Source organism: Leptospira barantonii (genome assembly GCF_002811925.1).
In the GTDB taxonomy this organism is placed as follows: domain Bacteria; phylum Spirochaetota; class Leptospiria; order Leptospirales; family Leptospiraceae; genus Leptospira; species Leptospira barantonii.
Map to the genome: position 1 here is coordinate 306,149 of NZ_NPDS01000004.1, position 23,536 is coordinate 329,684.

The 23,536-nt window shown below is 46.2% G+C and carries 24 protein-coding genes and 1 riboswitch; of the genes, 18 read left to right on the forward strand and 6 right to left on the reverse strand.

Annotation, left to right across the window (positions count from 1 at the left end; translation table 11 throughout):
• Window positions 1–53: 53 nt before the first annotated feature.
• The 5 genes from CH367_RS11585 to CH367_RS11605 all read right to left on the reverse strand — a co-directional run bounded on the left by CH367_RS11585 (window position 54) and on the right by CH367_RS11605 (window position 5,747).
• The gene (locus tag CH367_RS11585; protein ID WP_100762653.1) at window positions 54–587 is read right to left on the reverse strand and encodes an adenine phosphoribosyltransferase; all 534 of its coding nucleotides are present in this window, start codon (window positions 585–587) and stop codon (window positions 54–56) included.
• Between the two features lie 139 nt (window positions 588–726).
• Window positions 727–1,614 carry a protease HtpX gene (gene htpX / locus CH367_RS11590; RefSeq protein ID WP_100762654.1) on the reverse strand — a complete coding sequence of 296 codons (888 nt, stop codon included), beginning with the start codon at window positions 1,612–1,614 and terminating at the stop codon, window positions 727–729.
• 152 nt (window positions 1,615–1,766) lie between these two features.
• Window positions 1,767–3,377 (reverse strand): permease, encoded by a 1,611-nt coding sequence (locus CH367_RS11595; RefSeq protein WP_100762655.1) that lies wholly within the window; start codon window positions 3,375–3,377, stop codon window positions 1,767–1,769.
• On the reverse strand, window positions 3,374–3,853 hold the full coding sequence (locus CH367_RS11600; RefSeq protein ID WP_100762656.1) for a ClpXP protease specificity-enhancing factor SspB: 480 nt from the start codon (window positions 3,851–3,853) through the stop codon (window positions 3,374–3,376). The genes CH367_RS11595 and CH367_RS11600 overlap by 4 nt, the downstream gene beginning before the upstream one ends.
• Window positions 3,846–5,747, reverse strand: a complete 1,902-nt coding sequence (locus CH367_RS11605) for a polysaccharide biosynthesis protein (RefSeq protein ID WP_100762657.1) — start codon at window positions 5,745–5,747, stop codon at window positions 3,846–3,848. Before CH367_RS11605 ends, CH367_RS11600 begins: the two co-directional genes overlap by 8 nt.
• Window positions 5,748–5,896: 149 nt before the next feature.
• Here CH367_RS11605 and CH367_RS11610 point away from each other — a divergent pair, with 149 nt between their 5' ends.
• A complete protein-coding gene (locus CH367_RS11610) occupies window positions 5,897–6,367 on the forward strand; it encodes an STAS domain-containing protein (protein WP_165783273.1) in 471 nt (156 codons plus the stop codon).
• A gap of 5 nt (window positions 6,368–6,372) precedes the next feature.
• Here CH367_RS11610 and CH367_RS11615 read toward each other — a convergent pair whose 3' ends face one another.
• Entirely contained in the window at window positions 6,373–8,505 is a 2,133-nt protein-coding gene (locus CH367_RS11615; RefSeq protein WP_100762659.1) for a hypothetical protein, read from the reverse strand.
• Window positions 8,506–8,786: 281 nt separating this feature from the next.
• Window positions 8,787–8,972, forward strand: a riboswitch (cobalamin riboswitch).
• Between the two features lie 137 nt (window positions 8,973–9,109).
• Between CH367_RS11615 and CH367_RS11620 the strand changes: the two genes are divergently transcribed.
• The 17 genes from CH367_RS11620 to cobU are packed head-to-tail and all read left to right on the forward strand — an operon-like array spanning window position 9,110 to window position 23,536.
• Window positions 9,110–9,295 carry a CbtB domain-containing protein gene (locus CH367_RS11620; RefSeq protein ID WP_100762660.1) on the forward strand — a complete coding sequence of 62 codons (186 nt, stop codon included), beginning with the start codon at window positions 9,110–9,112 and terminating at the stop codon, window positions 9,293–9,295.
• A gap of 2 nt (window positions 9,296–9,297) precedes the next feature.
• A complete protein-coding gene (locus CH367_RS11625) occupies window positions 9,298–10,161 on the forward strand; it encodes a CbtA family protein (RefSeq protein WP_100762661.1) in 864 nt (287 codons plus the stop codon).
• A 5-nt stretch (window positions 10,162–10,166) separates the two neighbouring features.
• Window positions 10,167–11,348, forward strand: a complete 1,182-nt coding sequence (locus CH367_RS11630) for a CbiX/SirB N-terminal domain-containing protein (RefSeq protein WP_100762662.1) — start codon at window positions 10,167–10,169, stop codon at window positions 11,346–11,348.
• Between the two features lie 15 nt (window positions 11,349–11,363).
• Window positions 11,364–11,735, forward strand: a complete 372-nt coding sequence (locus CH367_RS11635) for a DUF3209 family protein (protein WP_100762663.1) — start codon at window positions 11,364–11,366, stop codon at window positions 11,733–11,735.
• 4 nt (window positions 11,736–11,739) lie between these two features.
• Complete coding sequence (locus CH367_RS11640) at window positions 11,740–12,489, forward strand: FAD-dependent oxidoreductase (RefSeq protein WP_100762664.1); 750 nt, start codon at window positions 11,740–11,742, stop codon at window positions 12,487–12,489.
• Between the two features lie 9 nt (window positions 12,490–12,498).
• Window positions 12,499–13,620 (forward strand): cobalt-precorrin-5B (C(1))-methyltransferase, encoded by a 1,122-nt coding sequence (locus CH367_RS11645; protein ID WP_100762665.1) that lies wholly within the window; start codon window positions 12,499–12,501, stop codon window positions 13,618–13,620.
• Window positions 13,613–14,284, forward strand: coding sequence for a precorrin-8X methylmutase (locus CH367_RS11650; protein ID WP_100762666.1), 672 nt, complete (start codon window positions 13,613–13,615; stop codon window positions 14,282–14,284). The genes CH367_RS11645 and CH367_RS11650 overlap by 8 nt, the downstream gene beginning before the upstream one ends.
• Window positions 14,281–15,522: a precorrin-6y C5,15-methyltransferase (decarboxylating) subunit CbiE gene (gene cbiE / locus CH367_RS11655; protein ID WP_100762667.1), complete on the forward strand. Its 1,242-nt coding sequence runs from the start codon at window positions 14,281–14,283 to the stop codon at window positions 15,520–15,522. The genes CH367_RS11650 and cbiE overlap by 4 nt, the downstream gene beginning before the upstream one ends.
• Complete coding sequence (cobI, locus tag CH367_RS11660; RefSeq protein WP_100762668.1) at window positions 15,519–16,283, forward strand: precorrin-2 C(20)-methyltransferase; 765 nt, start codon at window positions 15,519–15,521, stop codon at window positions 16,281–16,283. The genes cbiE and cobI overlap by 4 nt, the downstream gene beginning before the upstream one ends.
• Window positions 16,273–17,430 carry a cobalt-precorrin 5A hydrolase gene (locus tag CH367_RS11665; protein WP_100762669.1) on the forward strand — a complete coding sequence of 386 codons (1,158 nt, stop codon included), beginning with the start codon at window positions 16,273–16,275 and terminating at the stop codon, window positions 17,428–17,430. The genes cobI and CH367_RS11665 overlap by 11 nt, the downstream gene beginning before the upstream one ends.
• A complete protein-coding gene (gene cobJ, locus CH367_RS11670; RefSeq protein WP_100762670.1) occupies window positions 17,427–18,932 on the forward strand; it encodes a precorrin-3B C(17)-methyltransferase in 1,506 nt (501 codons plus the stop codon). Before CH367_RS11665 ends, cobJ begins: the two co-directional genes overlap by 4 nt.
• Window positions 18,933–18,945: 13 nt before the next feature.
• A complete protein-coding gene (cobM, locus tag CH367_RS11675) occupies window positions 18,946–19,710 on the forward strand; it encodes a precorrin-4 C(11)-methyltransferase (protein ID WP_100762671.1) in 765 nt (254 codons plus the stop codon).
• On the forward strand, window positions 19,707–20,246 hold the full coding sequence (cobO, locus tag CH367_RS11680) for a cob(I)yrinic acid a,c-diamide adenosyltransferase (protein ID WP_100762672.1): 540 nt from the start codon (window positions 19,707–19,709) through the stop codon (window positions 20,244–20,246). Before cobM ends, cobO begins: the two co-directional genes overlap by 4 nt.
• On the forward strand, window positions 20,246–21,646 hold the full coding sequence (locus tag CH367_RS11685) for a cobyrinic acid a,c-diamide synthase CobB (RefSeq protein WP_100762673.1): 1,401 nt from the start codon (window positions 20,246–20,248) through the stop codon (window positions 21,644–21,646). Before cobO ends, CH367_RS11685 begins: the two co-directional genes overlap by 1 nt.
• On the forward strand, window positions 21,643–22,341 hold the full coding sequence (locus tag CH367_RS11690) for an adenosylcobinamide amidohydrolase (protein ID WP_100762674.1): 699 nt from the start codon (window positions 21,643–21,645) through the stop codon (window positions 22,339–22,341). The genes CH367_RS11685 and CH367_RS11690 overlap by 4 nt, the downstream gene beginning before the upstream one ends.
• The gene (locus tag CH367_RS11695; RefSeq protein ID WP_165783274.1) at window positions 22,338–22,973 is read left to right on the forward strand and encodes a histidine phosphatase family protein; all 636 of its coding nucleotides are present in this window, start codon (window positions 22,338–22,340) and stop codon (window positions 22,971–22,973) included. Before CH367_RS11690 ends, CH367_RS11695 begins: the two co-directional genes overlap by 4 nt.
• Window positions 22,961–23,536, forward strand: coding sequence for a bifunctional adenosylcobinamide kinase/adenosylcobinamide-phosphate guanylyltransferase (gene cobU, locus CH367_RS11700; RefSeq protein ID WP_100762676.1), 576 nt, complete (start codon window positions 22,961–22,963; stop codon window positions 23,534–23,536). The genes CH367_RS11695 and cobU overlap by 13 nt, the downstream gene beginning before the upstream one ends.

The window sequence follows — 23,536 nt, forward strand, 5'->3', positions numbered from 1 at the left end:
TAGTTTAGCCGTCAATGGGCCCTCCAAAAAGAATATTCTAATTTTAGAATTTTCTAATGTCCTTCAAACTCGCAGATAGCGAAAATCGGAACCTTCAATTCTTCCTGAAGTTTTTTACCGCCGCCCAGATCCGGAAGATCGATGATAACTCCGGCTTCGTAGACTTCGGCTCCGAGTTTTCTCAGCAGTTTCACCGCGGCGATCATCGTTCCGCCGGTCGCGATCAAATCGTCCATCACGAGAATTCTATCTCCCGGTTGGACCGCGTCTTTGTGAATTTCGATCACGTCTTTTCCGTATTCCAAATCATATTCTTCCGACACGGTTTCGGAAGGAAGTTTTCCTTTTTTACGGATGGGAATAAAACCCACGCCGAGTTGGAAAGCGAGCGGAGCTCCGGTAAGAAAACCTCTGGCTTCGATTCCGGCAACCTTTGTGATTCCCTTACCTTGGTAGCGGTTTACGAAGGTTCCGATCGTAAGAGCAAGTCCTTCGGGATCGAGTAAGAGTGAAGTAATATCGCGAAACAAAATTCCCGGTTTCGGGTAATCGGGAATGGTTCTGATTTTGGATTTAACAATAGACATCTAGGTTTTACGTCCCAGGATTTTTAATTTACGGGTTCTATTCAAAAAATCCGAGACATTTCAAACAATTCTTTTTTGTTCCGAACGAAGAAAAGCCCGGCAAAACCGGGCTTATTTTGAAAGTTCCGTTAAACGATTCTTAGTAACCGGAATTCTTCAGAGCGGCAATTCTCGCTTCCAAAGGTGGGTGCGTCGAAAACAAGGCCATCCATTTACTATGACCTGAAATTTTCATAGTCGCAAGAGCTTCTCCGCCTCTTTCGTCTTCGGGTGCGTCGAATGTGCGTCTCAATTTTTCAAGAGCCGCGATCATATTCTGACGTCCCGCAAGTTTTGCGCCGCCCGCGTCCGCGCGATATTCTCTGGTTCTGGAGAAATACGCAACCACGATCGATCCGAGAATGCTGAACAGAATACTGAGAACGATATTAGCCACAAGACGAACGGTGTATTGAAGATCTTCCTTCACCATTGTACTGAGCGCGTAACTGATGATTCTCGAAAAGAACATTACAAAAGCGTTAACAACACCCTGAACAAGAGTCATCGTCACCATGTCTCCGTTGGCGACGTGGGCCAACTCGTGCGCGAGAACTCCTTCCACTTCCGCGTTGTCCATTACTTGCAACAAGCCGCTGGAAACCGCGACAAGAGAACTCGATTTGGAAGGTCCAGTTGCAAACGCGTTGACTTCTGGAGAATGATAGATTCCCACTTCGGGAATCGGAAGATTTGCGGCTCTTGCGAGTCTTTCCACTCTGGAATACAATTCTCTTTCGACTCCGGATGCGGATCTAGGATCGATGATCTTTACTCCCATCATCATCTTTGCCATGAACTTGGATAAAAGCAAAGATACGAAAGCGCCGCCCATTCCCCAAAGGAAACAGAACACGAGTAGGGAACTCAGATTGATTCCGTTTGCGTCCAGATAAGGACCGATTCCAAATACGCTCGTGATGATGGAAATCGTAACGACCACGAGAATATTGGTCAGCAAAAACAACCCAATTCGTTTAAACCACATTTTGGTTTCTCCTATAACTTCTCTATATATACTACTACTGAAATCAAGAGTCGATCTATCTATTTCACGGATTTAGACCCGCAAATGCGACCCATAGGGAGCATTTGCGTTGAGTTTTTTTGACCCAGGAATCCATTTTGCGCTGAGTTTTTTTAAACTTTTCTCGGTTCCTTTCTAAAAAACGAAGCGAGCAGGAATAAAATTCCAAGCAATACATAGGCCACTACGAAAGAATTTAAACCGACTTCGAACTGATTGAGAATATCGTTTCCTCTCAAAGAAAATCCGTGAATAAATCCGGTGCCCGCGAGAACCGCCGCGATCAAACAAGTGATCAAAGCCTTTTTAAAATCACGATCGATTGCGAACACCGCGATCGAAGCCCAGATCATGGACGAGATCAAAAACCCTTGCGACAAACTCAACAATCCTCCGAGAGGATACGGTAAGAATGGAAGACCCAGAGGAACGTCGGACAACCAGAGGTGTGCGGTTTCTTTTACACCCGCATTCTCCAGAACTCCCGCGATCGAACGATCCGCGTAGTTGAACGTGGATTGAACGAGTAAAATTCCCCAACCTGCAAGCGCGGGTAGAATTCCGACAACAACGGCGGGTGCGTGTCTGGAAGGAGTCGCTTCAAACGCTTGAGAACCGATTACGATTCCGATCCAAAGAACGATCGCCATTCCCGCTTCCACGGGGATCAACGCCTGAATGAATGCAAGAAGACCGAAGAGCGCGACGATCGTCATAAAGACGCCATTCAAAGTGGAATAACCCGCTCTCGCACCCAGAGCCTTCCAACCCGGATGACCTATGTAAATCGTAGTAGGAAACGGAGAACCAAAAAAAGAACCGACAACGGTTCCGATCCCGTTCGCCATAAGAGAATCTCTTGTGTTAAACGAATCTCCGGAAGCCTCGGCGGATTCTATGTTCTGCAAAGATCCGATCACGTTGAAAATTCCCATAGGAATCAAAACCGCGAGATATTCGCGGATGTCCGCAAATTGAAACGCGGAAAATAAATCCCCGATTGAAAGTACGGGAAGATAAAAACCGATCTGACTCGTGGAACCTTTGAGTAAGGCTCCGTCCATCATAGGATTTCCCCAAACTCCTTGCGACCAAGCGAGAATGGTTCCCAACACTACGGAAACAAGTCCGCCCGGCAAACGGAACGGAAACACGACCCGAGCAAAATACTGAAGAAGAATCACGCCGAACGGCAAGAATGCGATCAAAGGATTCTGAAACGTACGAACTAAAAAGTCCATCGAGATAAACGTAATCGCGATCCCCGCAAGAGAGGAAAGAAGAGCCGCACGAGGAGTCACCTTACGGATTTTTTCCGCGATAAAGGAACCGCCCATCTCGATCAAACCGGAAAGAAAACTTGCGACAAGTCCTACCTGCCAAGCGATTTTGTAATCGCCGGTTTTCTTATATACGGGAAGTATAATAAAGAAAACGAACGCGAACAACGAAACCGTATTGATCCCGTAAGGAAGAGCGGTGACGTCGTTTCGATTTTCCTTTTCGGCAAGACGATGCGCCTGCCAGGAATAAAACAGGTTCCCGAGTAGAAGAGAAATTGCCGTACCCGGAAGAATGACTTTATAAACGAAGTCACCCGGAACACCACAAAGTGTGGTCAGCAAAAAAGAAAGAACAAGAATCTGAATCAGATTGTCGATCATCAGACCGAAAAATCCGTCCAAATCCCCAAGTACAAACCATTTGAATTTATTTTGGCTCATTGTTTCGATTTACTCCCAAAATCCACTTGAATTACGTTGGACTTATCGTCCTTCGTATCACCCTCTTTTTTCTCTGTTGAAACCGTCTTCTCAGCGGAAGGAGAATCCTTTTTTAAGATCTCCGGCTCCGTAGTAAAAACCTTCATGTTCGTCAATGTTTGTTGTGTTTTATCAAAATAACGTAATATACAATCCCAGGGAATAAAGATCTCCTCCCAGGTGTAACCGAACTGCAGTTCCGCGTAGATCCATTCTTCCCCGGCGTCCAAATTGCGAACACCGCCTTTGGGGCTGAATACGAGAACGATTCCGGATTCTTTTTCGTCGCCGACTAACCCGCGTTTGCCGATGACCAGTTGAGGATGGGGAAGTGCGTGTAAATAGAAGGTTCCGAACCGGTCCCAGTAAAGATCGAACAAAGAACGTTTGAACTTTCTGAGGGCCAGGATTTCCTCTTTCAGATTTTGTTTATCCATTCTTCAGGTTTTGCTGATCGGTGACGCCCGCGTTGGCTTCGTTGAGATAATCTCCGTGAATCTTGTATTCCGGAACCAGAGCCCTAAACGCAAGAAAGATGTCCTTGTCCTTGTTGGCTCTTCCCGCATTTAGAAGTTCGTTGAACCTCGCGACGAAGGTGGTCGGTTCCTGATTTTCCAGAGGAGCGGCGATTTTGATCTTTGGATGATGCGTTTTTTTGATTCCTTCCAAATCGAGAAGAAGTTCTTCGAACAACTTTTCTCCCGGTCTCAGTCCGGTGAATTGAATCGGAATATCGACGTGAGGTCTGAGTCCGCAGAGACGGATCATTTCTTCGGCGAGATTTAGAATCTTGACGGGTTCTCCCATCTCGAGAATAAAAATTTCTCCGCGTTCTCCCATACTTCCGGCCTGCAACACGAGTTGTGTCGCTTCGGGAATCGTCATGAAGTAGCGGATCACGTCGGGATGTGTAACGGTAACCGGTCCGCCGTTTGCAATCTGTTCTCGAAAACGAGGAATTACGGAACCGTTCGAACCGAGAACGTTTCCGAATCGAACCGTGATGAACTTGGTTCTGGTTTCTCTGGAAATGTGTTGCAGATACAATTCGGCCGCACGTTTGGAAGCTCCCATGATGTTCACGGGATTGACCGCCTTGTCCGTGGAGATCAAAACAAAACGTTCGACGCCGGAAAGCCTGGAAATGTCCGCGATGTTCTTCGTGCCGAGAATGTTATTCATCACCGCTTCGGTGGGATTTACTTCCATCATCGGAACGTGTTTGTAAGCCGCCGAATGAAACACGACCTGCGGAGAATGTTTTTCAAAGATCGAACTGACTCTGGAAAGATTTTTGATGTCCGCGACGATCGGAATGAGTTCCACATTCTGACCTTGTAATTTTTTCTTCAGTTCGTATTCGATTTCGTATAACGGAGTTTCGGAAGAATCCAACAAAAGAATCCGAGAAGGTTCGAACACAGCGACTTGTCTGCAGAGTTCGCTTCCGATCGATCCGCCCGCGCCGGTAACAAGAATGGATTTGCCTTTTAGATAAGAACGAATCGATTCGATTTCCAAGTCCACAACCGGACGACCCAAAAGGTCTTCCACCTGAACTTCCCGGAGTTGATTCAACTTTGGAGAATCGAAAAACAAGGAACCCAAGGAAGGAAGAATTTTAAACTTCACATCCGTACTTTCAAACGAACGGATCAAACGGCTGATCAGTTTTCCATCAGGATTCGTGATCGCAATGATGACTTGTTTTACCCCGAACTGATGGATCATCTGTTCTGCTTGTTCGATCTTCGCGAGAATCGGAACCCCTTGGATATGTGCGCCGATCTTTTGAACGTTATCATCCAAGAATCCGACTGGGTTCAGTTTTAGTTCGTTGTGTCTACGAATTTCCGAAAGTAGAGTAGCTCCTACTTTTCCCGCTCCGAGAATCAAGGTAGGAAGTCCTTCCTCTCTCGACTTTTTCAGAATGTACTGATCCCGAAATACTCTCCAGGAAAAACTGCGGATACAAAGAAAGCTTAAGAGAAGAAGGGTATCCAACACGGGAACCATTCTCGAGAGCTGTTCGAAACGATTGTAAAATAAAAGTGCGGTAGTCGAGATCAGGGAAGAAAGAAGGGTAACCTTGATGATTTCCACGAGATCATGAATCGACGCATAGGCCCAAATCGATCGATAGATGTCGGAAAGAATAAACACCCCGGCCCTTACGGTGATTACGATGATCAAAGAGGTGAAAAATCTTTCCGGAGACGCTAAAAAAACGAAGGACTCAAAACGGATCCAATGCGCCAAAAAGAAAGAAATTCCCATGAAGAGTAGATCCAAAGGGAAGATCCACATTCTTCTATTCCACTGACCGAGCATGTAGGAAATAAAATCCGCTTGTTCCTAAAAGTCCAATCTTTTTGAAACGAATCGGCCCGATTTTTAAACGAACCGAAAAATGTGTTGCAGAAATTCTTTTCTTGCCCCACTCCAATAGGAGAATAAATCGGTTCTATCATCGGGACACCTTGAAAGAAATTATCATCAACCTCCAAGGAGATCTGGACTTTAAATTGGGAGAGGCGCTTCTTTCCAAGTTGGAGGAACTTCCGGATTCTCCCCGCAAAATTCTTTTGGATGCGAGCGGGCTCGAATCCGCCACGTTAGAAGGCGCTTCGATATTAAACCGACTTCCGGAACGTTTTCCACAATCCAAATTCGCGATTTGTTCCGTGCCGAACGGAATCGAAATCTCCGCGCAGGGCGCTCATGAAATTCCGGTTTTCTCCGATCGGGATTCCGCCAAATCCCACTTAATCTCGACCGAATCGAACCAGACTTCTTCCTTTGGGGAGAATTCTCCGGTGCTCGTCAATTGTCCGATTTGTTTTCATCTTTTAAAAGTGCAAGGTTCCGGGAACTACGGTTGTCCGGCCTGCCATTCCAAGTTTTTCGTAACCAAGGATTGGCGTATCTCCACGTTCGAAAGATTATTATAATATTCTTACATTTCTTCGAAAAACTGGATCGTCTCCAAAACTTCCACCGGAACGTTTCCCGCTTGGAAGTAAGGATTGTATCTTTTTTTGATTCCCGAAACCAATCTTCGTTTTCTCGCTTCGAATGAATCCATGGATTCCTTAAGGATCGGATTCTTCTGCAACTCGGTGCGCAACTGAGGAGAAAAAGGCACATAACGGTTCAGAATATCCCTAGAAACACGATTGAGTCTGAGTTTCCCGGACGATTCGAAAAGAATCCAATACGAATAATCGGACGCGAACATGTCCTTCAGATTTTTTCTATACTTCACAAGTTGTTGATCTATGTTTTTTTTCGCGTCCGGTGTGAGCGCGGGGGACTTGCGAAAATTCTCCAGATACAGATAATATTCCGAGGTCAGAGAAGGCGGGGAAGAATCCTTCCACTTTCTTCCTCGAACGGTTCTTTCGATTTCCCATCGGAATTCGCCTAACGTTCTTGTGATCGCAAGAGTCATGTTTTCGTTCAATACCTGCGGAAACACAAGACGTCCTCTCGACATCAGACCCGACGTGATCTCTTGCCAAAGAACCCCTCTGCTTCCGAACACGGGAAGAATGATACAATCGGGAGCCATCTCCTTCATCGCAAGGTCCGGTTTGCCCGGAGTTTGTTCCGGTTCGAAGGAGATCTGTCTGTAAAAAAGATGTTTATCGATTTTATGTACGTGATCCACGACCGCGTTTAATTTTTCGGGTGTTACGAGAAACGCGTCCGTCTCTCCGTACATCTGATCCTCGGAAAGAATCGGATACGCAAGATTCGGATTCGCCGAAACTCCGATGAGTCCGTTGTATAAAAGATTGCTCAATTCCCAATCGAGAAGATGAAGTAAGTCTTCGATCCCGCTGTCGCCCGCGTAATCGTCCGTTCCGGTTTTACGAACCATAGACGCTCTGACTTGTTCGTAGGATTGTGCGAGATGATTTCGAGACGGAGTTTTTTTTCCGGAAAGAATCAAACCCAACCACTCCGGTAAAAAATATACCGCGAGTTTGTGATTGGTCGGATACGGATCCTGTGAGTAACTTCGAATTTTCTCCAAGGTTCCGTAGAGCTGAACGATTCTCGCGGGAGAAAGAAGATTCTCATCCATATAAAAAAAGTATAAGAATAAAAGAACCGCTTTAGGAATCGGTGATATATCCGATCTGTATCTCGCGTAACAAGCGGAGTAAAGTTCGATAAAGGTTTGTATCTCTTCGGGTTTGTGTTCCTTGCGTACGAGACCCGGATGTTCCTTAAACGCGTGAACCCTTTTTTGTATCTCCGAAGTAACGGAAGTGCCCATCGCGGCGTAGTTTAGAATTTGAGAAAGGCTTCCTTGAAACTCATCGGGAAGCGAAACGTCTTCCTGCGCGCCTCCGACCCCGCCCATTTGGATTCCGCCCCAAGTCCTCGTTTTTTCAGCGTCCTTCTCGGGAACGGTCTCGACTTGAATTCCCATATCATTTCCGTTTAAACTGAGAATCTTCGCGTCGAAACGAATCCATTCCTTGTCGTCTCCCGAAAATAAAACGTGAATCTTATCCCCCGTTGCAACCGGAAACGAATGATAGAGTTTTTTTGTGAACACCTTCGTATGAAGACTTTTAGAAACAAAGTCCGGGCCAGGCGGACCGGAATACAAAAATCCCGGAAAGGCCTCGTCTCCGTCCGTAAGAAACACAGCGGGAAGAATTTTCCTCGGATGAGGCCCGAGATCGTGCACAAGATGTTGCAATCTTTTGAATATAAGTGCGTCTCTCCAAGCGGGGAGTTCGCCTTGGTGCGCGAGATAAAGCGCGAGTTCCGGAAGAAACACTTCTTGAAACCAGGAATGAGAATCCGCGATCTTTTGAAGAATCGAAACCGCGACGTGATCCAAAAAGGCGTGAATCTGAATCACGTCCCTTCCGTTCATATACGTTAGCGGTAGCTTCTTGAGAATTTTCGCTCTCAGACTCGCGCGGTGTTCGATCGAATTCCGAAAACGTCTTTCGAGATAATATCCCGCAACGAGCAGAAGCGCAACGAATATGGTTCCGTTGATGACCGGTATCCAAGAAAATTCCGGCCATACCAAAATCGGGCGGGCTTGCGCTAAAAAAAACATGCGAAATGTATAAGTTTCTTTTTTTCAGGGGTCAAGCAGGATTCTTAGAAGCGTTTCGATTGTAAGAACTTGTACTTTGGAAAGCGCCGTAAAAACTCTGCAAACAAATTCCAAAACTTCGAACCGTTCTTATCATAGATCCGAACGAACTCCGTTTCAACTCGAAAAAGGGAAGAATCATCGTTTCTTAAAGTAGATTCGATTTAACTTCGCTTTAAAAGATTTTGCAATTCGGTTAAAAAAACTTCTTTTCAAAAGAATCGTTAAGAATGCGACTGGACTTACAGTCCATTTTCATGGGATTCATCGATGCTTCGCATCGGTGGGAAGACGGTTAGAATCCGTCACGGTATCCGCCGCTGTAAGAGGGACGAAAGGCATATTAAGTCACTGGGTGATAAACCTGGGAAGGCATGCCGAGTAGGAAGATCTCAAGTCAGAATACGACCCTATGAAAATCCTGAAGATACGTTTCGACCTCGGAAGTAAGGCGATCCGTAGCTTAAATAGAACATTACCGTATAACACGCGTTAGATCCTTAAGGGATTGATACGCTTATAGTCTGTTTGTCTTGGAGTTTACTCTGAAAGGAGGAGTATTCTTATGCGTACCGTTTCCACGTCTTCGCAAACGAGCAAGGGCCTTTCCATATCTTTGGATCCGATCCTTACCGTTTCCTTGGTTTTTGTTTCTTTGTTCGTAATTTACATCGTCGGTTTGGAACCGATGCCTGAACTTCACGCGTCGTTTCACGATATACGACACGCCACCGGTTTTCCCTGTCACTAAAAATGAGGGAGAATCTTTTCAAGCGACTCGTTTTAGGTTCTAAGGCGGGTTTGATCGCAGGTGTCGCTTATGGAATCCTACTTCAATTCCTTGTGACTCCGATGATCTTAAAGGCGGAGGTTTTCGAAACAAACGCGAACGTTTCTTCCGCGTCCGCGAACACGACAACTTCAGCCAAAACACATTCGCATTCCCATGTAGATGGAAAAAAACACCATCACCATTCTGCCGTTGTTTCCAACGAAGGTTCCGATTCAAGTCAGAACATCCAAGACGAAAATTTCGAAACTCTAAAACGAAACGTTTGGACCTGGATCGGCTGTCTTCTTTTAGGTCTTGCATTCGGCGTTCTGAGCGCGATCGGATATAGCTCGTTAGAGTTTACGAATATTCTAACTTTCGAATGGATTGAATCCGTTTGGAAACCGTCGCTTTTGATTTCGGGAATCGGGTTTATCGTATTTTATGCGATTCCTTCTTTGGGTCTTCCGCTCCAACTTCCGGGAGTGGCGGGTTCCGAAGAGGATTTCGAACTCCGACAAGCCTGGTGGTTACAATCCATCTTCTTGTCTTCTGCGGCTTTGACGTTTTGGTTTTGGATTCGAAACCGTTTTTTTAAGGGAAGAATTTCGAGCGCGATCGCATTCGTTTTTCTTCTCGGAATTCTTTTCGCATTCTTATTTTGGATTCCGGGTGTTCCGAAACATTCCACAACCACTTCGGTGCCGAACGATCTGCTCGTTGAATTTAGAATCAAAAGTGCGATCGCAAATTTTTTTCTTTGGTCTACGATCGGTTTTTTGATTTCGAATTCGATTGCAAAAAATCGAGAAGTTCCGTTTCCCCTGGAAACACGGAAGGTTTAGAAAGAATGAAGGATTTCGGAATTCTCATCGTAGGACATGGAAGCAGAGAAGTTTCCTCCGGCGTTGAATTTGAAACCTTTGTTCAAGAATACGCGCGGACCAGACCCGAATTCGAAATCAGAATCGCTTACGTGGAACTTGCGGAGCCAGATCTAAAAACATCTCTCCGAAATTTCGCGAAAACACATTCCAGAATTCTAATTTTTCCTTTGTTTTTGTTCGCGTCCGGGCATGTAAAAAACGACATCCCATTGATTCTTTCGGATTTAAAAGCGGAGTTTCCGAATCACGAATTCGTATCGGCTCTGCCTTTGAACGTACATGAGAATATCATAAAACTTTTAAATATTCGAGCGGGCGAAAGAATCGGAGCGGAATCCCAATCCAAAACCGGAGTGATCGTAGTCGGGCGAGGCGCATCGGACGTCGATTCCAACGGGGAATTCTACAAAGCGGTCCGTTTTTTCGAGGAAGCGAATTCTTTCCTTTTCGTAAAACCGAGTTTTATCGGAATCACAAAACCTCTGCTCCCCGAAAGTCTGGAAATGTCCGCAAAACTCAGACCGGAACGGATCTTGATTCTTCCTTATTTCCTATTTGATGGAAAGCTAATACAAAAGATTTCTCATATAGCCGAGGACTATTCCGAAAAATATCCTTGGATTAAAATTACCACCGCGGGACATTTCGGACCCGATCCGATTTTGTTTCCGATTTTGGACGAAAGAATTTCTTCCGCATTGTCCGGCAAAGAAAGACTTCCTTGCGACAACTGCGAGTATCGAGTTTCCATTCCCGGACTCAAAAACAAAGTGGGCGGACTCGATTCTCTTCTTTGGAGTATGAGACATTTGGAAACTCATACACAAGCGGCTCCCCACGAATTCCCTCATAGAAATCTAAAAAAACATATCTACGTATGCGAAAACGTGGACTGCGCGAGCAAGGGAAGCATTTCGCTTATCAATAAGATCCGATCTTCGATCAAAAAACACGGAAGACAAACAGACTTCCGAGTTTCCAGAAGTTCCTGTTTGGGAAGATGCGGAGAGGGGCCGACCGTCGTGGTATACCCGGACGGAATCTGGTATCAAAGAGTCAACGAAAGCGACGCGGAAGAACTCGTCGCCGAACACCTGTTTAACGATCGTCTTGTTTCAAGACTGGTCGATAACATCATGCAATAATTTTAGGAGAATACGATGGCATGTCACGAAGTGGCCGCACTTAGACTGGGAATGATGAACGTAATCGGAATCAAGGACGAAACGACGATCCAACACGAACGCGCGGAGATCGGAGACGCGTTACAATCGCCGGGACCGATTCGTTCTTTAGCCGAAGCGAAGGATTTCGAATCCTTGATCAAGTTCTACGAGGCTTCCTTAACCGACCTCGAAGAGATGATTTCCAAAACGAAGAAGGACGATCCGAAGATGGCTTACTATCGTTCTCTTTTGATTCTCACCAAAAAAGTGGAACTCGAACTGAAGAATTCTCTTCTCGGTTTTCAGAATCTTTTTCGAGATTTGGAAGAGATGCACGATTTCGTACACGAAATTTATCCGGCGTAACGATATGGCGAATCCTCCCAAAAAAGCGCGAATCAAAAACGTAACTCGAACCAACGGTTCGGCCACGATCACCTTTGTTTCGTTAGACGGACCTTTGGATTTTTTAGGAGGACAGTATGTCATCTTCAATTCCGGCGTTAAAACGAACGACGGAAAGGAAATCAAAAGGGCATATTCCATTCTTTCCTCCGATCGATATCAGGGAGAATTTCAGATTTGTGTCCAGCCCGTAAAAGAAGGATTAGCGTCTTTGCATATTCCTAATCTTGCAATCGGTTCCGAGCTCGAATTCTCGGGTCCTTGGGGAAAATTTATCGGAAATTTACAATGGCCCCGGGAAGGAAAGACCCTTCTCGTCGCGACGGACACCGGAATCACGGCGATATTTTCGATTCTCCATTCTCAGAGATGGAACGAAAAACTGAAAGACACGAGCGTGATCTGGTATGTTTCCCGCGAAACCGAATTTCTTCCGGTTCGCGACGTCATGGAAGGACTTCCGATAGGATTCAATTCTTTGAATGTGATTCCGATCTCCAAGGTCAACGATCCAAAAAGGGAAGCGGAATGTCTTTGTTCTTTCACGGACGAATTGAATGCATCCGCTCTTCCAACGAACGCTTTTTTGGCGGGAGACGGAAAATTAATCCGAATTGTAAAGGATGTCCTTTTAGCAAAAGGAGTTCTCGAAGAAAACATAGGCGCAGAAATCTTCTTCAATTCTCCCAGACAGTTGGAGTCCGTAAAACGTTAGGCGACATCGATGGCTACCAAGGAATTAAGAGAAGGATTCACCACGGGAGCTTGTTCCGCGGCCGCGGCCAAGGCGGCCACACGTCTTCTCTTAAAAAGACAACCCGTTTTGGAAATCGAAACCACTCTTCCGAACAAAAGACAGGTTTTGTTTTCCGTCAAACGATGCGAACTGGAAGGAGAGGTGGCCATCTGTAGCGTCGTCAAGGATGCGGGAGACGATCCGGATTGTACACACGGAGCTGAGTTAACCGCCCGAGTTCGCTTAACAAAAGAAAGTAAAATTATATTAAAAGGCGGAGACGGAGTCGCGACCGTCACCAAGGCCGGGCTCGGTTTGGATGTGGGAGAACCCGCGATCAATCCGGTCCCGCGTAAAAACATCAGTGAAATGATTTTGGAAGAACTCGAAGGAAGTTCGTATAACGGCGCCGAGGTGGAAATCAGCGTTCCAGGCGGCCAAGAAATGGCGAAAAAGACGATGAACGAACGGCTCGGTTTGATCGGCGGTATTTCGATCTTAGGTACAACCGGAATCGTAAAACCGTATTCGACGGCGGCTTTTAAGGCGAGCGTGATTCAAGCGATCCAAATGGCGAAAGAATACGGACTCGATACGACCGTTCTTACCACCGGAGGAAAATCCGAAAAGTTCGCGATGGATCTATTACCGAATTTGAATGAACTTTCCTTTATACAAGTCGGGGACTTTATCGGAACCGGAATCAAAACGAGCGTAAAGGAATCGATTCGTCACGTGATCGTGGTCGGGATGATCGGTAAGTTATCAAAGATGGCCGACGGTGTGATGATGACACACAGAGGCGGATCTTCCGTTAATACGAAAATGTTATCCGAAATCGCGAGATCCATCGGCGTTCCCGAACCGATCGCGGAAGAAATCCAAAACGCAAACACAGCGAGACACGTATTAGAAGTCTGTAAAGCGAATGGATACGAGATCATCACCACTCGCATTTGCGAGATCGTGGCTAAAAACTGCTCCAAACACGCGGGAACGAATATGAGAATTTCCTGTTATATGGTCGACTTCGACGGAGCGCTTTTGGGCAAGTGCGAAAATTTTTCGCAGGAATTAGAAACAAAGGAAGAGAACTCCGAACATGAATGACATGAGACAGATGACTACCCTCGGAAGGGAAATCGAAGACAAATCCTTTTCGATCATCGACGAAGAAGCGGGTCCGCATTCTTTTTCCAAAGAAGAATGGGAAGTGGTTCGAAGAATCATCCACGCAACCGCGGACTTCGAGTATAAGGACATTACAAAGATACATCCCAAGGCAATCGACTCGGGTATAGAAGCCTTGCGCAACGGATGTCCGATCGTCTGCGACGTTCATATGATCATCGCGGGACTCAATCAGGAAAGACTCGGAGCTTACGGATGCAAAACATACGGTTTTATTTCGGACGCCGATGTGATCGAACGGGCTAAGGAAAAAAATTCCACGAGAGCGATCGAATCGATTCAGAAAGCAAAAACATTAGGATATCTGAATGGATCGATTCTCGCCGTCGGAAACGCGCCCACCGCACTTCTCGAAATCGAAAGATTGATCCGGGAAGAGGGAATCAAACCCGCCTTAATCATCGGAGTTCCGGTCGGTTTCGTTTCCGCAATCGAATCCAAAGAAGTGGTTTTAACATTAGAATCTTCTGATATATTCTCGACGCCCTACATTCTCACCAGAGGAAGAAAAGGCGGCAGCACGATCGCGGTCGCGATCATACACGCTCTTCTTCTTTTGTCCTCGAAACGAGGAGAACGATGAAGGCGGTCACCGTAATCGGAATGGGCGACGAAGGTTGTCCCGGGTTGTCGAGCATCGCGGTGAACGCGGTCGCTAAAGCGCAGGTCCTCGCGGGGGGAGAAAGACATCTGGATTTTTTTCCGCAGTTCGCCGGAGAAAAAATAGTATTTAAGGGAAATCTAATACAAGCCACCGAAAGAATTGCCGAGCTCGCGGCGGAACATACGATTTGTGTTCTCGCTTCCGGAGATCCTTTATTTTTCGGAATCGGAAATCTAATCGGTAAAAAGGTCGGATTGGAACACGTGGATTTTATTCCGGCCCCGAGCGCGATCCAACAAGCGTTCGCCAGAGTGGGGATCAAATGGGACGATGCAGAGATTTTATCCCTACACGGAAGACCGATCGAGGGGTTTATCACTAAATTACAATCTTTGAATAAGGTCGCCTTGTTTACGGACGAGATCAACCATCCTCAGGCGATCGCATCCTACATGAAAGCGTACGAGGAAACGGATTGGACCGCGTTCGTTTGCGAAAATTTAGGCGGAAGAAACGAAAGAATCCGTAAGTTCGAACTGAATTTGTTAAGCGAAGAACAGGAAATCAGTCCTCTGAACGTTTTGATTCTGATCCGAAACGCCCAAAACAGAAAGGCGCCTCCGATTGTGCCTAACGTTCCGGAAGAAAATTACGCGAAACGAATCCCGAAAAAAGGACTGATCACCAAAAAGGAAGTTAGAATTCTTTCCATTGCGTTTTTGGAAATTCGGGACGACAGCGTCGTCTGGGACATAGGAGCCGGTTCGGGATCGATCGCGATCGAGGCCGCACAACTCGCTAAAAATGGAAAGTCTTATGCGATCGAAATCGATCCGGAAGGAATCGAAATCTGCAAACAAAACGTCCTTTCACAAAGAACGGATAACGTGCACGTCGTTCCGGGGAAGGCCCCCGAGGTTTTGGAAAATCTTCCCGATCCGGATTGTGTTTTCGTGGGAGGCTCCAAAGGAAATCTATATGAGATCATTCGAATATCCTTAAATAGACTTTCTCCTTTAGGATCTTTGGTCGTCAACGCGGTCACTTTGGACAACGTCACGGAAGCCTATCACAGTTTTAAAAAATTAGCTCTTGTTCCGGAAGTCACTCTGTTAAACGTATCGAGAGGACAACCTCTTGCGGATTATCTACGTTATGAAGCTTTGAATCCGATTCATATCTTTAAGGTCACAAAACCGGAGGGTTATTCCGCATGAAAAAAAACCGTTACGGAAAACTCTACGGGGTCGGAGTCGGCCCGGGGGCTACCGATTTAATCACGCTTAGAGCGGTTCACGTTTTAAACTCCGTCGATGTGTTGGCGATTCCTAAAAGTAGCGAACACTTGGAACCCTTCGCTTGGAGAGTTTGTTCTCCCGTTGTGAAGGAGAATTCTTCCCAAGAAAAATTGTTTCTTCATTTCCCGATGACCAAAGACCCCGAGGTTTTGATTCCCGCTTGGGATAAGGCATTTCTTGAAATCGGAAAACGTTTAGAAGAGGGGCATAACGTTGCATTCATAACACAAGGAGATCCTTCGGTATACAGTTCTTGGAGTTATCTTTTGGAAGAAGCCGAGGATCGTTGGCCCGGAATCGAAGTCGAAATCGTTCCCGCAGTATCTTCAATCACGGCGATACCGGCGGCGTTACAAACCCCGCTCGCGGACGGAAGAGAACGTTTCTGCGTCGTGCCCGGAACCTACGGAATCGAAGACCTTCCGGAGCTCGTAAAAAATTTCGATACGATCGTTCTTACAAAGGTCGGGCAGGTCGTTCCACAACTCGTCGACATGCTGAAAGAATTGGACCTGCTTGCAAATGCGAGTTATGTTTCGTACGGAACCACGGATCGGCAAAGAATCGTCAGAGACTTAGAGACGATTCAAAACGAAAACTGCGATTACTTTTCGATGGTGATTCTTTCCATTCGAAAACGTAAGGGTGTACTTCGAGGACAGAATATCGATGCAGAATAGGAAATCATATTCGGTTTTTGTAATCACCAAACACGGCTTAGAGATCGCAAAAAAGATTCACGAGGCCTGGGAAGACGTGGACCTTTTTGTTTCTCCTAAGTTCATCGATTCGGCTCCGCCGGGTTCGAAACTTCTTTCTCTTCCGATGGATAAAACGTTAGACGAAACGTTTCAGAATTACGACTGTCATATCTTCATCATCAGTGTGGGCGCGGTTGTTCGAATGATCGCCCCCTTATTGAAGAACAAAAAAGTCGATCCCGCAGTCGTCTGCGTGGACGATCGAGCCAACTTTTCGATCTGCGTTTTATCGGGCCACGTAGGACGGGGAAACTTTTTTACGGAAAGGCTCTCAAAAACTCTTTCCAACACCGCGGTGATCACGACCGCATCGGACGTTTCGGGAACTTTAACCGTGGATATTCTCGGACGAGAACTCGGCTGGACCTTGGAACATCCGGATCGAAACGTTACAAGAGGTTGCGCGGCGGTAGTCAACGAAACCAAGGTGCTCTTCGTTCAGGAAACCGGGGAACCGAATTGGTGGCCTTTGGAAAAATCCCTTCCGAAGGGTGTGGAATATTCTGTTTCCTTAATGGATGTAAATCCGAACGAGTACGAAATTCTTCTGATCGCCACGGATCGAACGGATCTGAATCGAAACAATCAAGAACATTATAATAATTCAATATTATACCGTCCTAAATCTTTGGTTTTGGGGTTGGGATGCGACCGAAACGTATCTTTTGAAACGGTGGAGAATGGAATTTTAAAAATATTAAGCGACAACGCGTTGGCCGTTCAAAGCGTCAAAACGATCGCAAGCGCGGATCTCAAACGCCACGAAGAAGCCTTTTTACAAATCTCAAAAAAATACGGCTGGGAATTCAAAACTTTTACCGCCGATGAATTGGATCGTGTTTCCGAAATCGAATCCCCGTCCGAAGTCGTAAAAAATTTCGTAGGAACCAGGTCCGTAAGCGAAGCGTCGAGCATTCTCGCTTCGGGAGCGGGCTCCTTACTTCTTCCAAAACAAAAATACAAAGAAGGCGTCGACGGAAAAAATCTTACCGTCGCAATTTCAAGAATTCCCTTTCCTTCAAGATTTTCCTCAAACTCTCAAAACTCCGTAACGGAGGAAGAATGAAAAAAGGCAAACTCAACATCGTCGGAATCGGTCCGGGAAACGACGCGCACATTACCCCCGCAGTATTACATGCGATTCAAGAGGCCGATCTCGTGATCGGTTATGCGACTTACATAGGTCTCGTCAAACACCACTTAGTCGGGAAGCAAGTGACAAGGACAGGAATGACCGAAGAAGTAGGCCGCGCTCAAGCCGCGGTCGAATCCGCGAAAGAAGGAAAGATCGTTACTTTAATTTCTTCGGGAGACGCCGGAGTTTACGGAATGGCCGGATTGGTTTTCGAAGTATTGAGAAAAAGCGGATGGAAGAGAAACGATTCTCCCGAAGTTAAGATGATTCCCGGCGTGACCGCGGACAGTTCCTGTGCTTCTCTCGTAGGCGCGCCTCTCGTTCATGACATGGCGAGAATTTCTCTTTCCGATCTTTTGACTCCCTGGTCCGTGATCGAAAATCGTTTGGAATGCGCGGCCAAAGGGGACTTCGTCATCACTCTTTACAATCCCGCATCGGGAAGAAGACAAAGACAAATCGTCGAGGCTTCCAAGATTATTAAGCGACATCGTCCGGGGACAACTCCGGTCGCACTCGTAAAAAGCGCGTATCGAAGACAACAAAACGTCCAACTTTCCGATTTGGATAATTTTTTAGATTACGAAATTGGAATGAACACAACGGTAATCGTAGGTTCCACAAACACGTTCGTATACGAGGGTTTTATGATTACGCCAAGAGGATACACGAACAAGTATTCTCTGGATGACGCAAGCGTCAAAGAAGGGCAGAGAAGGGGATTTTCCCTTCGATCGGAGGGGGATCTTCAGAGTAGAATCGATTCTTCGGAAACTCCGATTCAGTTGAACATCACCAAAATTCAAGGCGCCTTTGTGCGGACCTCCACTTCCATCATCGAATCGGAAGAGAATCCGAACGGCGTTGTAACTCAAACAGAAAATGAAATCGATTCCCAGACGTTCCTTACACAGAACGTTGATTCTTCCGCGCGGACGGCGATTCAGGCGTTAGAAACACTTTCTCAGATACGAGAACAAGATTCCGCGAGATCTTTTAAATCCGTGAATCCGGAAAATTCCACGTTAGCGTACATCGGTCGGCTTGGCGGAGGAATTCTTTTTAAGAGTTCCGATAAATTTTATATCGTGGGAAGACTCAAGATTCCGACGCGTTTTGAAGACTACGGATTTGCGGACCCCGGAGATTACGGCGGAAGATATTCCGAATTGAAAGTGATCGATTCGAACCGTGTTCAAAAACTCGATTTCGAATTCGGAATGATCCTGCAAAACGAAATTCATCCTCGTGAAATATATGATAAATTCTTAATCCATAGAAATTCTTCCGTGAGCGAAAGGCTTCTCGCGTATGCAAAAACCGAAAGCGGAAAATTCGTTCTAAATCGAACCGAGTATTCGGATATTTCCTGGTTGGGCGCAATGCCCTCGGACGTTTGGACTCTTGTAAGAGGTGTAATCTTAAAATGTTAATGAGAAATGCGATATGAAAGTATATATCATCGGCGCCGGACCGGGAGATCCGGAATTGATCACGGTCAAAGGGGCTAAACTCGTAGAAACCTGTCCGGTCGTTCTTTACACGGGTTCATTGGTTCCGATCGCGGTCATTGAAAGAGCGAGAAAGGACGCGATCGTATTAGATTCTTCGAATATGACCTTGGATGGAATTTTGGAAGTGATACTCCGCGCAAAAGAAAACGATCAGGACGTAGCTCGGGTTCATACGGGCGATCCATCCATCTTCGGGTCGACCGCGGAACAGATGAGAAGATTCGATTCTTTGAATATAGATTACGAGATCGTTCCCGGAGTCAGTTCGTTTACCGCCGCGGCTGCGGCCTTAGGGAAAGAATTAACCTTGCCCGAAGTTTCACAAACGGTCATCATCACCCGCGCCGAAGGAAGGACACCCATGCCTGAAAAGGAAAAACTCGAAATTCTCGCCCAATCCGGCGCGACTTTGACCTTGTTCTTAAGCGTACTTCATATCCGAAAGATCGTGGAACAACTGACCCCTTTTTACGGAGAACGATGCCCGGTCGCCGTGGTGCAACGTGCAACTTGGCCGGAACAAAAAATTCTAACTGGAACGTTAGGTGATATCGCGGAAAGGGTAAAGGCCGAAAAAATTTCATCGACCGCGATCATATTCGTCGGACCGGTTTTGGATTGTCACGATTTTGCGGATTCAAGACTTTACTCGGCCGATTTTTCCCACGGATTCAGAAAGGCAAAGCGAAACCGATGAGCTCGTCTCCGAATAAAGAAACAAGAGGTCTCGTGATCGTAAACACGGGAAACGGCAAAGGAAAAACCACCGCCGCACTCGGAATCGTGTTTCGTGCTCTGGGAAGAGGAATGAAATGTGGAGTGGTTCAATTCTTAAAAGGAAAATGGGAAACGGGTGAACGGAAATTTGCAAAGACGATTCCGGAACTTGATTTTTACGTCATGGGTTTGGGATTCACCTGGGACTCCGACGATTTGGATAAGGATAAACAAGCCGCAAAGGAGGCTTGGGTTCGTTCCTCTGAAATGATCCTAACAGGAGATCATAATATTATAATACTCGATGAGATCACGTATGCCTTCCATTACGGATGGTTGAGCCCGGAAGAAATTCTACAAACGCTCAAACAAAGACCCGCACACGTACACGTCGTAATCACCGGAAGAAACTGCCCCGAACTCATTACCGAGTACGCGGATCTAGTCAGCGTGATCGAGGTCAAAAAACATCCGTATCAAAGCGGAATTCCCGCTCAGAAAGGAATCGACTTTTAATGAATGTATTGAACGATTCCGACGTCTCCATCGATATTCCAAGGATCGTTGTTGCCGGTACGGGAAGCGGTGTCGGAAAAACGACGATCGTTCTGGCGATCACTCAAGCGCTTCAAAAAAGGGGACTTGCAGTCGCAACGTTCAAATGTGGGCCCGATTACTTAGATCCGACCTATCACGCCCGCGCCACCGGTAAAACCTGTCACAACTTGGACGGCTGGTTGATGGGAAAAGAATCCGTCCTCAACACATTCCATCAAGCGTGTCATAACGCAGACATCGCGATCATCGAAGGGGTGATGGGTTTGTTCGACGGTCACTCGCCGAATTCGGAAGCCGGTTCGACCGCGGAGATCGCAAAGTGGTTGAACGCTCCGGTGATCGCGGTCGTGGACGCGGGCGGGATGGCGAGAACGGTTTCTGCAATATTAAAAGGTTTGAATGCGTTTGATCCCGAACTTCGTATCGCGGGAGCCTTTACGAATTTTATCGGAAGTAAATCTCACATTCAACTTTTAAAAGACGCTTCGAACGAGGTCCCGATACTCGGCGGATTTTCAAAACATCCGGAACAATCATTTCCGGAAAGACATTTGGGATTGTATTCCGCATCCGAAGAAAACCTGTCCGAGGATCGTTTTCATTTTTGGGGAAACTTAGGGGAAGAATGGTTGGAGATCGATTCCGTACTAAAAATCGCAGATTCCGCTCCCAAGATCAATGTTCCTGCGCCATCGCGAAAATCGGACGCTACCCGATGCAGGATCGGAGTCGCCTTGGATAACGCATTTCATTTTTATTATGAAGAGAATTTAATGCGACTGAAGGAAGCCGGAGCGGAACTGATCTTTTTTTCACCGATCGCCGACTCCAAAATTCCCGATGTGGACGGACTCTATTTTGGGGGAGGTTATCCCGAGCTGTTCGCGGAGTCCCTTTGCTCAAACAGTCCGATGTTAAGCGACATTCGTAAATTCGCATATAACAATAAACCCATATACGCTGAATGTGGGGGTCTAATGTATCTTTCCGACGAGATCGAACGGGTGAACGGAGAAATATTTTCCATGCTCGGTCTGATTCCGGGAAAGGTAAAGATGGGAGAAAAACTCAAAGCGCTCGGATACGTGGAAGTAGTCACGGAAACAAAGACGATCTTTGGAGAAGCCGGGCTTAGATTCAGAGGTCATCAATTTCGTTATTCCGACTTTGAACCGAAAACATCCGCGTCGCAAGGATTTGAATTCGCGTATAAACTCCGAAGAAGAAGGGGCAACGAAGTCACCGAAGAAGGTTATCAAACTCGTTCGATTCTCGCTTCTTATGTTCACGTACATTGGGCTTCCAATCCGACATTGCCTCAAGGTTTCGTTCAAAGTTGTTCAGAGGCGCGAAGATGATCGCAAATTCTTACCTAAGTCAAAAAAGTTTACTTGAATCTCCGAACTGGCTTGAAATCGCATTTGAAGAACCGCATAACGTTCTGAGTTGGGCGGTGATCGGAAGCGGCTGGAAAGAACAAGTAGACAACGTTTTGTGGCACCGAGTTCGCAACGAAGACTTAACACCGGACGTAGATCCGATCGATTACTACCGCAGTCGATTGCTACAAAGAGGAGAATCCAAAAACTCCGTCGGATTTCTCACAAGCGCGGCCCTTGAGAATTATTCCGAAATCGTTTTAGAAAAAGAAGGAACCAGAATCAGATCCGTTGTCACTGCGGGACTCGGAAACGCGGTTTGTATCGGCGACGATCCGTTTTTCTTCGGCTCTTACGGAACGATCAATATTTTTGTACAATGCTCCTCATCCTTGGATTTGAGCGCGTCTCTGGAAGCGGTTTCCTTAATCGCGGAAGCGAGAACCCTCGCCGTGTTGGATTCGAAAGTTCAAAGTCGCGTTAGCCGCAACATCGCGACCGGAACCGGAACCGATTGTATCGCCTTTGCTTCTCCTTCTCGAATTCCCCAAACCCGTTATACGGGCAAACATACCTTGACCGGCCATCTCATAGGCAAGGCGGTTTATGAATCCGTACATCAGGGAATTCTAAATTGGAAAGAAAGCAGAACGAAAACGGGAGAAAAACTTTGAAAAAAACGTTATATCTCATACGGAATTCCGACATCGGTTTAAACTATCGTTTTAAGTATGTGGGTCGTTTGGACCCGGCACTTTCTCTCCAAGGAATCGAAGACGCAAAAGCGCTCGGGAATTACTGCAAGGATACATTCTATTTTTCTAATGAACGAATCTATCTGAGTCCTTCGAAAAGAAGCATTCAAACTTGGAAAGAAATGGGACTCGATTCCACTTCGGAGCCTATTTGTCTTCCGGTCCTGCAAGAAATCGATTTCGGGAACTGGGAAGGAAAAAGTTTCACGGAACTGGAGCAAACTCATCCGGAGGAACTTTTGAGATGGGCCGCGGCGCCTTCGCTTTTTTCATTTCCGAGCGGAGAATCTTTCAAGTCCTTCGTGGATCGAATCGACTTCATAGCATCCTTTTTAAAAGAATCGCCCGCACAAAAAATCATTCTCGTCACTCACGGAGGAGTGATTTCCACCTTGATCTGTCTTCTACTCGGGATTCATCCGTCTTCATACATTCACTTTCAGGTAAAAAGTTCTTCCGTTTCTTCCGTAGAAGTTTTTTCAAACGGTTCCGCGCTTCTTACAAGTCTGAATCAATATTCCGTAAAGAGGAGATGCGAATGGCCGATATAATCCTAATCACGGGCGGATGTAGAAGCGGCAAAAGTAAGTTCGCATTAAATTTTGCGGATAAATTCGAGGGTCGAAAATTTTTCATAGCCACTTGCCCGAATTTGGACGAGGAAATGAACCAAAGAATCCTCAAACACAAAAATGAAAGACGAGGACTTTCTTGGGAAACGATCGAAGAAGAATTCAATCTATTGAATGTGTTTACTTCGGGTCGTTTCCCCGAAAATTCCGTCGTTCTCGTCGATTGCCTCAGCCTTTGGGTCAACAATCTACTCTATCGATCGACAAAGGAAAATACAGTACTCAACGAAACGAATATTCGAGAACTGTGTTCAACCTTGACTCGAACAATTTTAAATTCTTCCTTGAAAAAAGTGATCTTCGTGAGTTGCGAGGTCGGGTTAGGGCTCGTTCCCGAAAACAAAACAGGAAGAATTTACAGGGATCTCTTGGGAACCTGCAACCAAGCAATTGCGCATAACGCAAACGAAACGTATTTTATGGTAAGCGGAATTCCGTTACAGATAAAAGGAGACCAATCAAACAAGGTCGGGACGGCATAG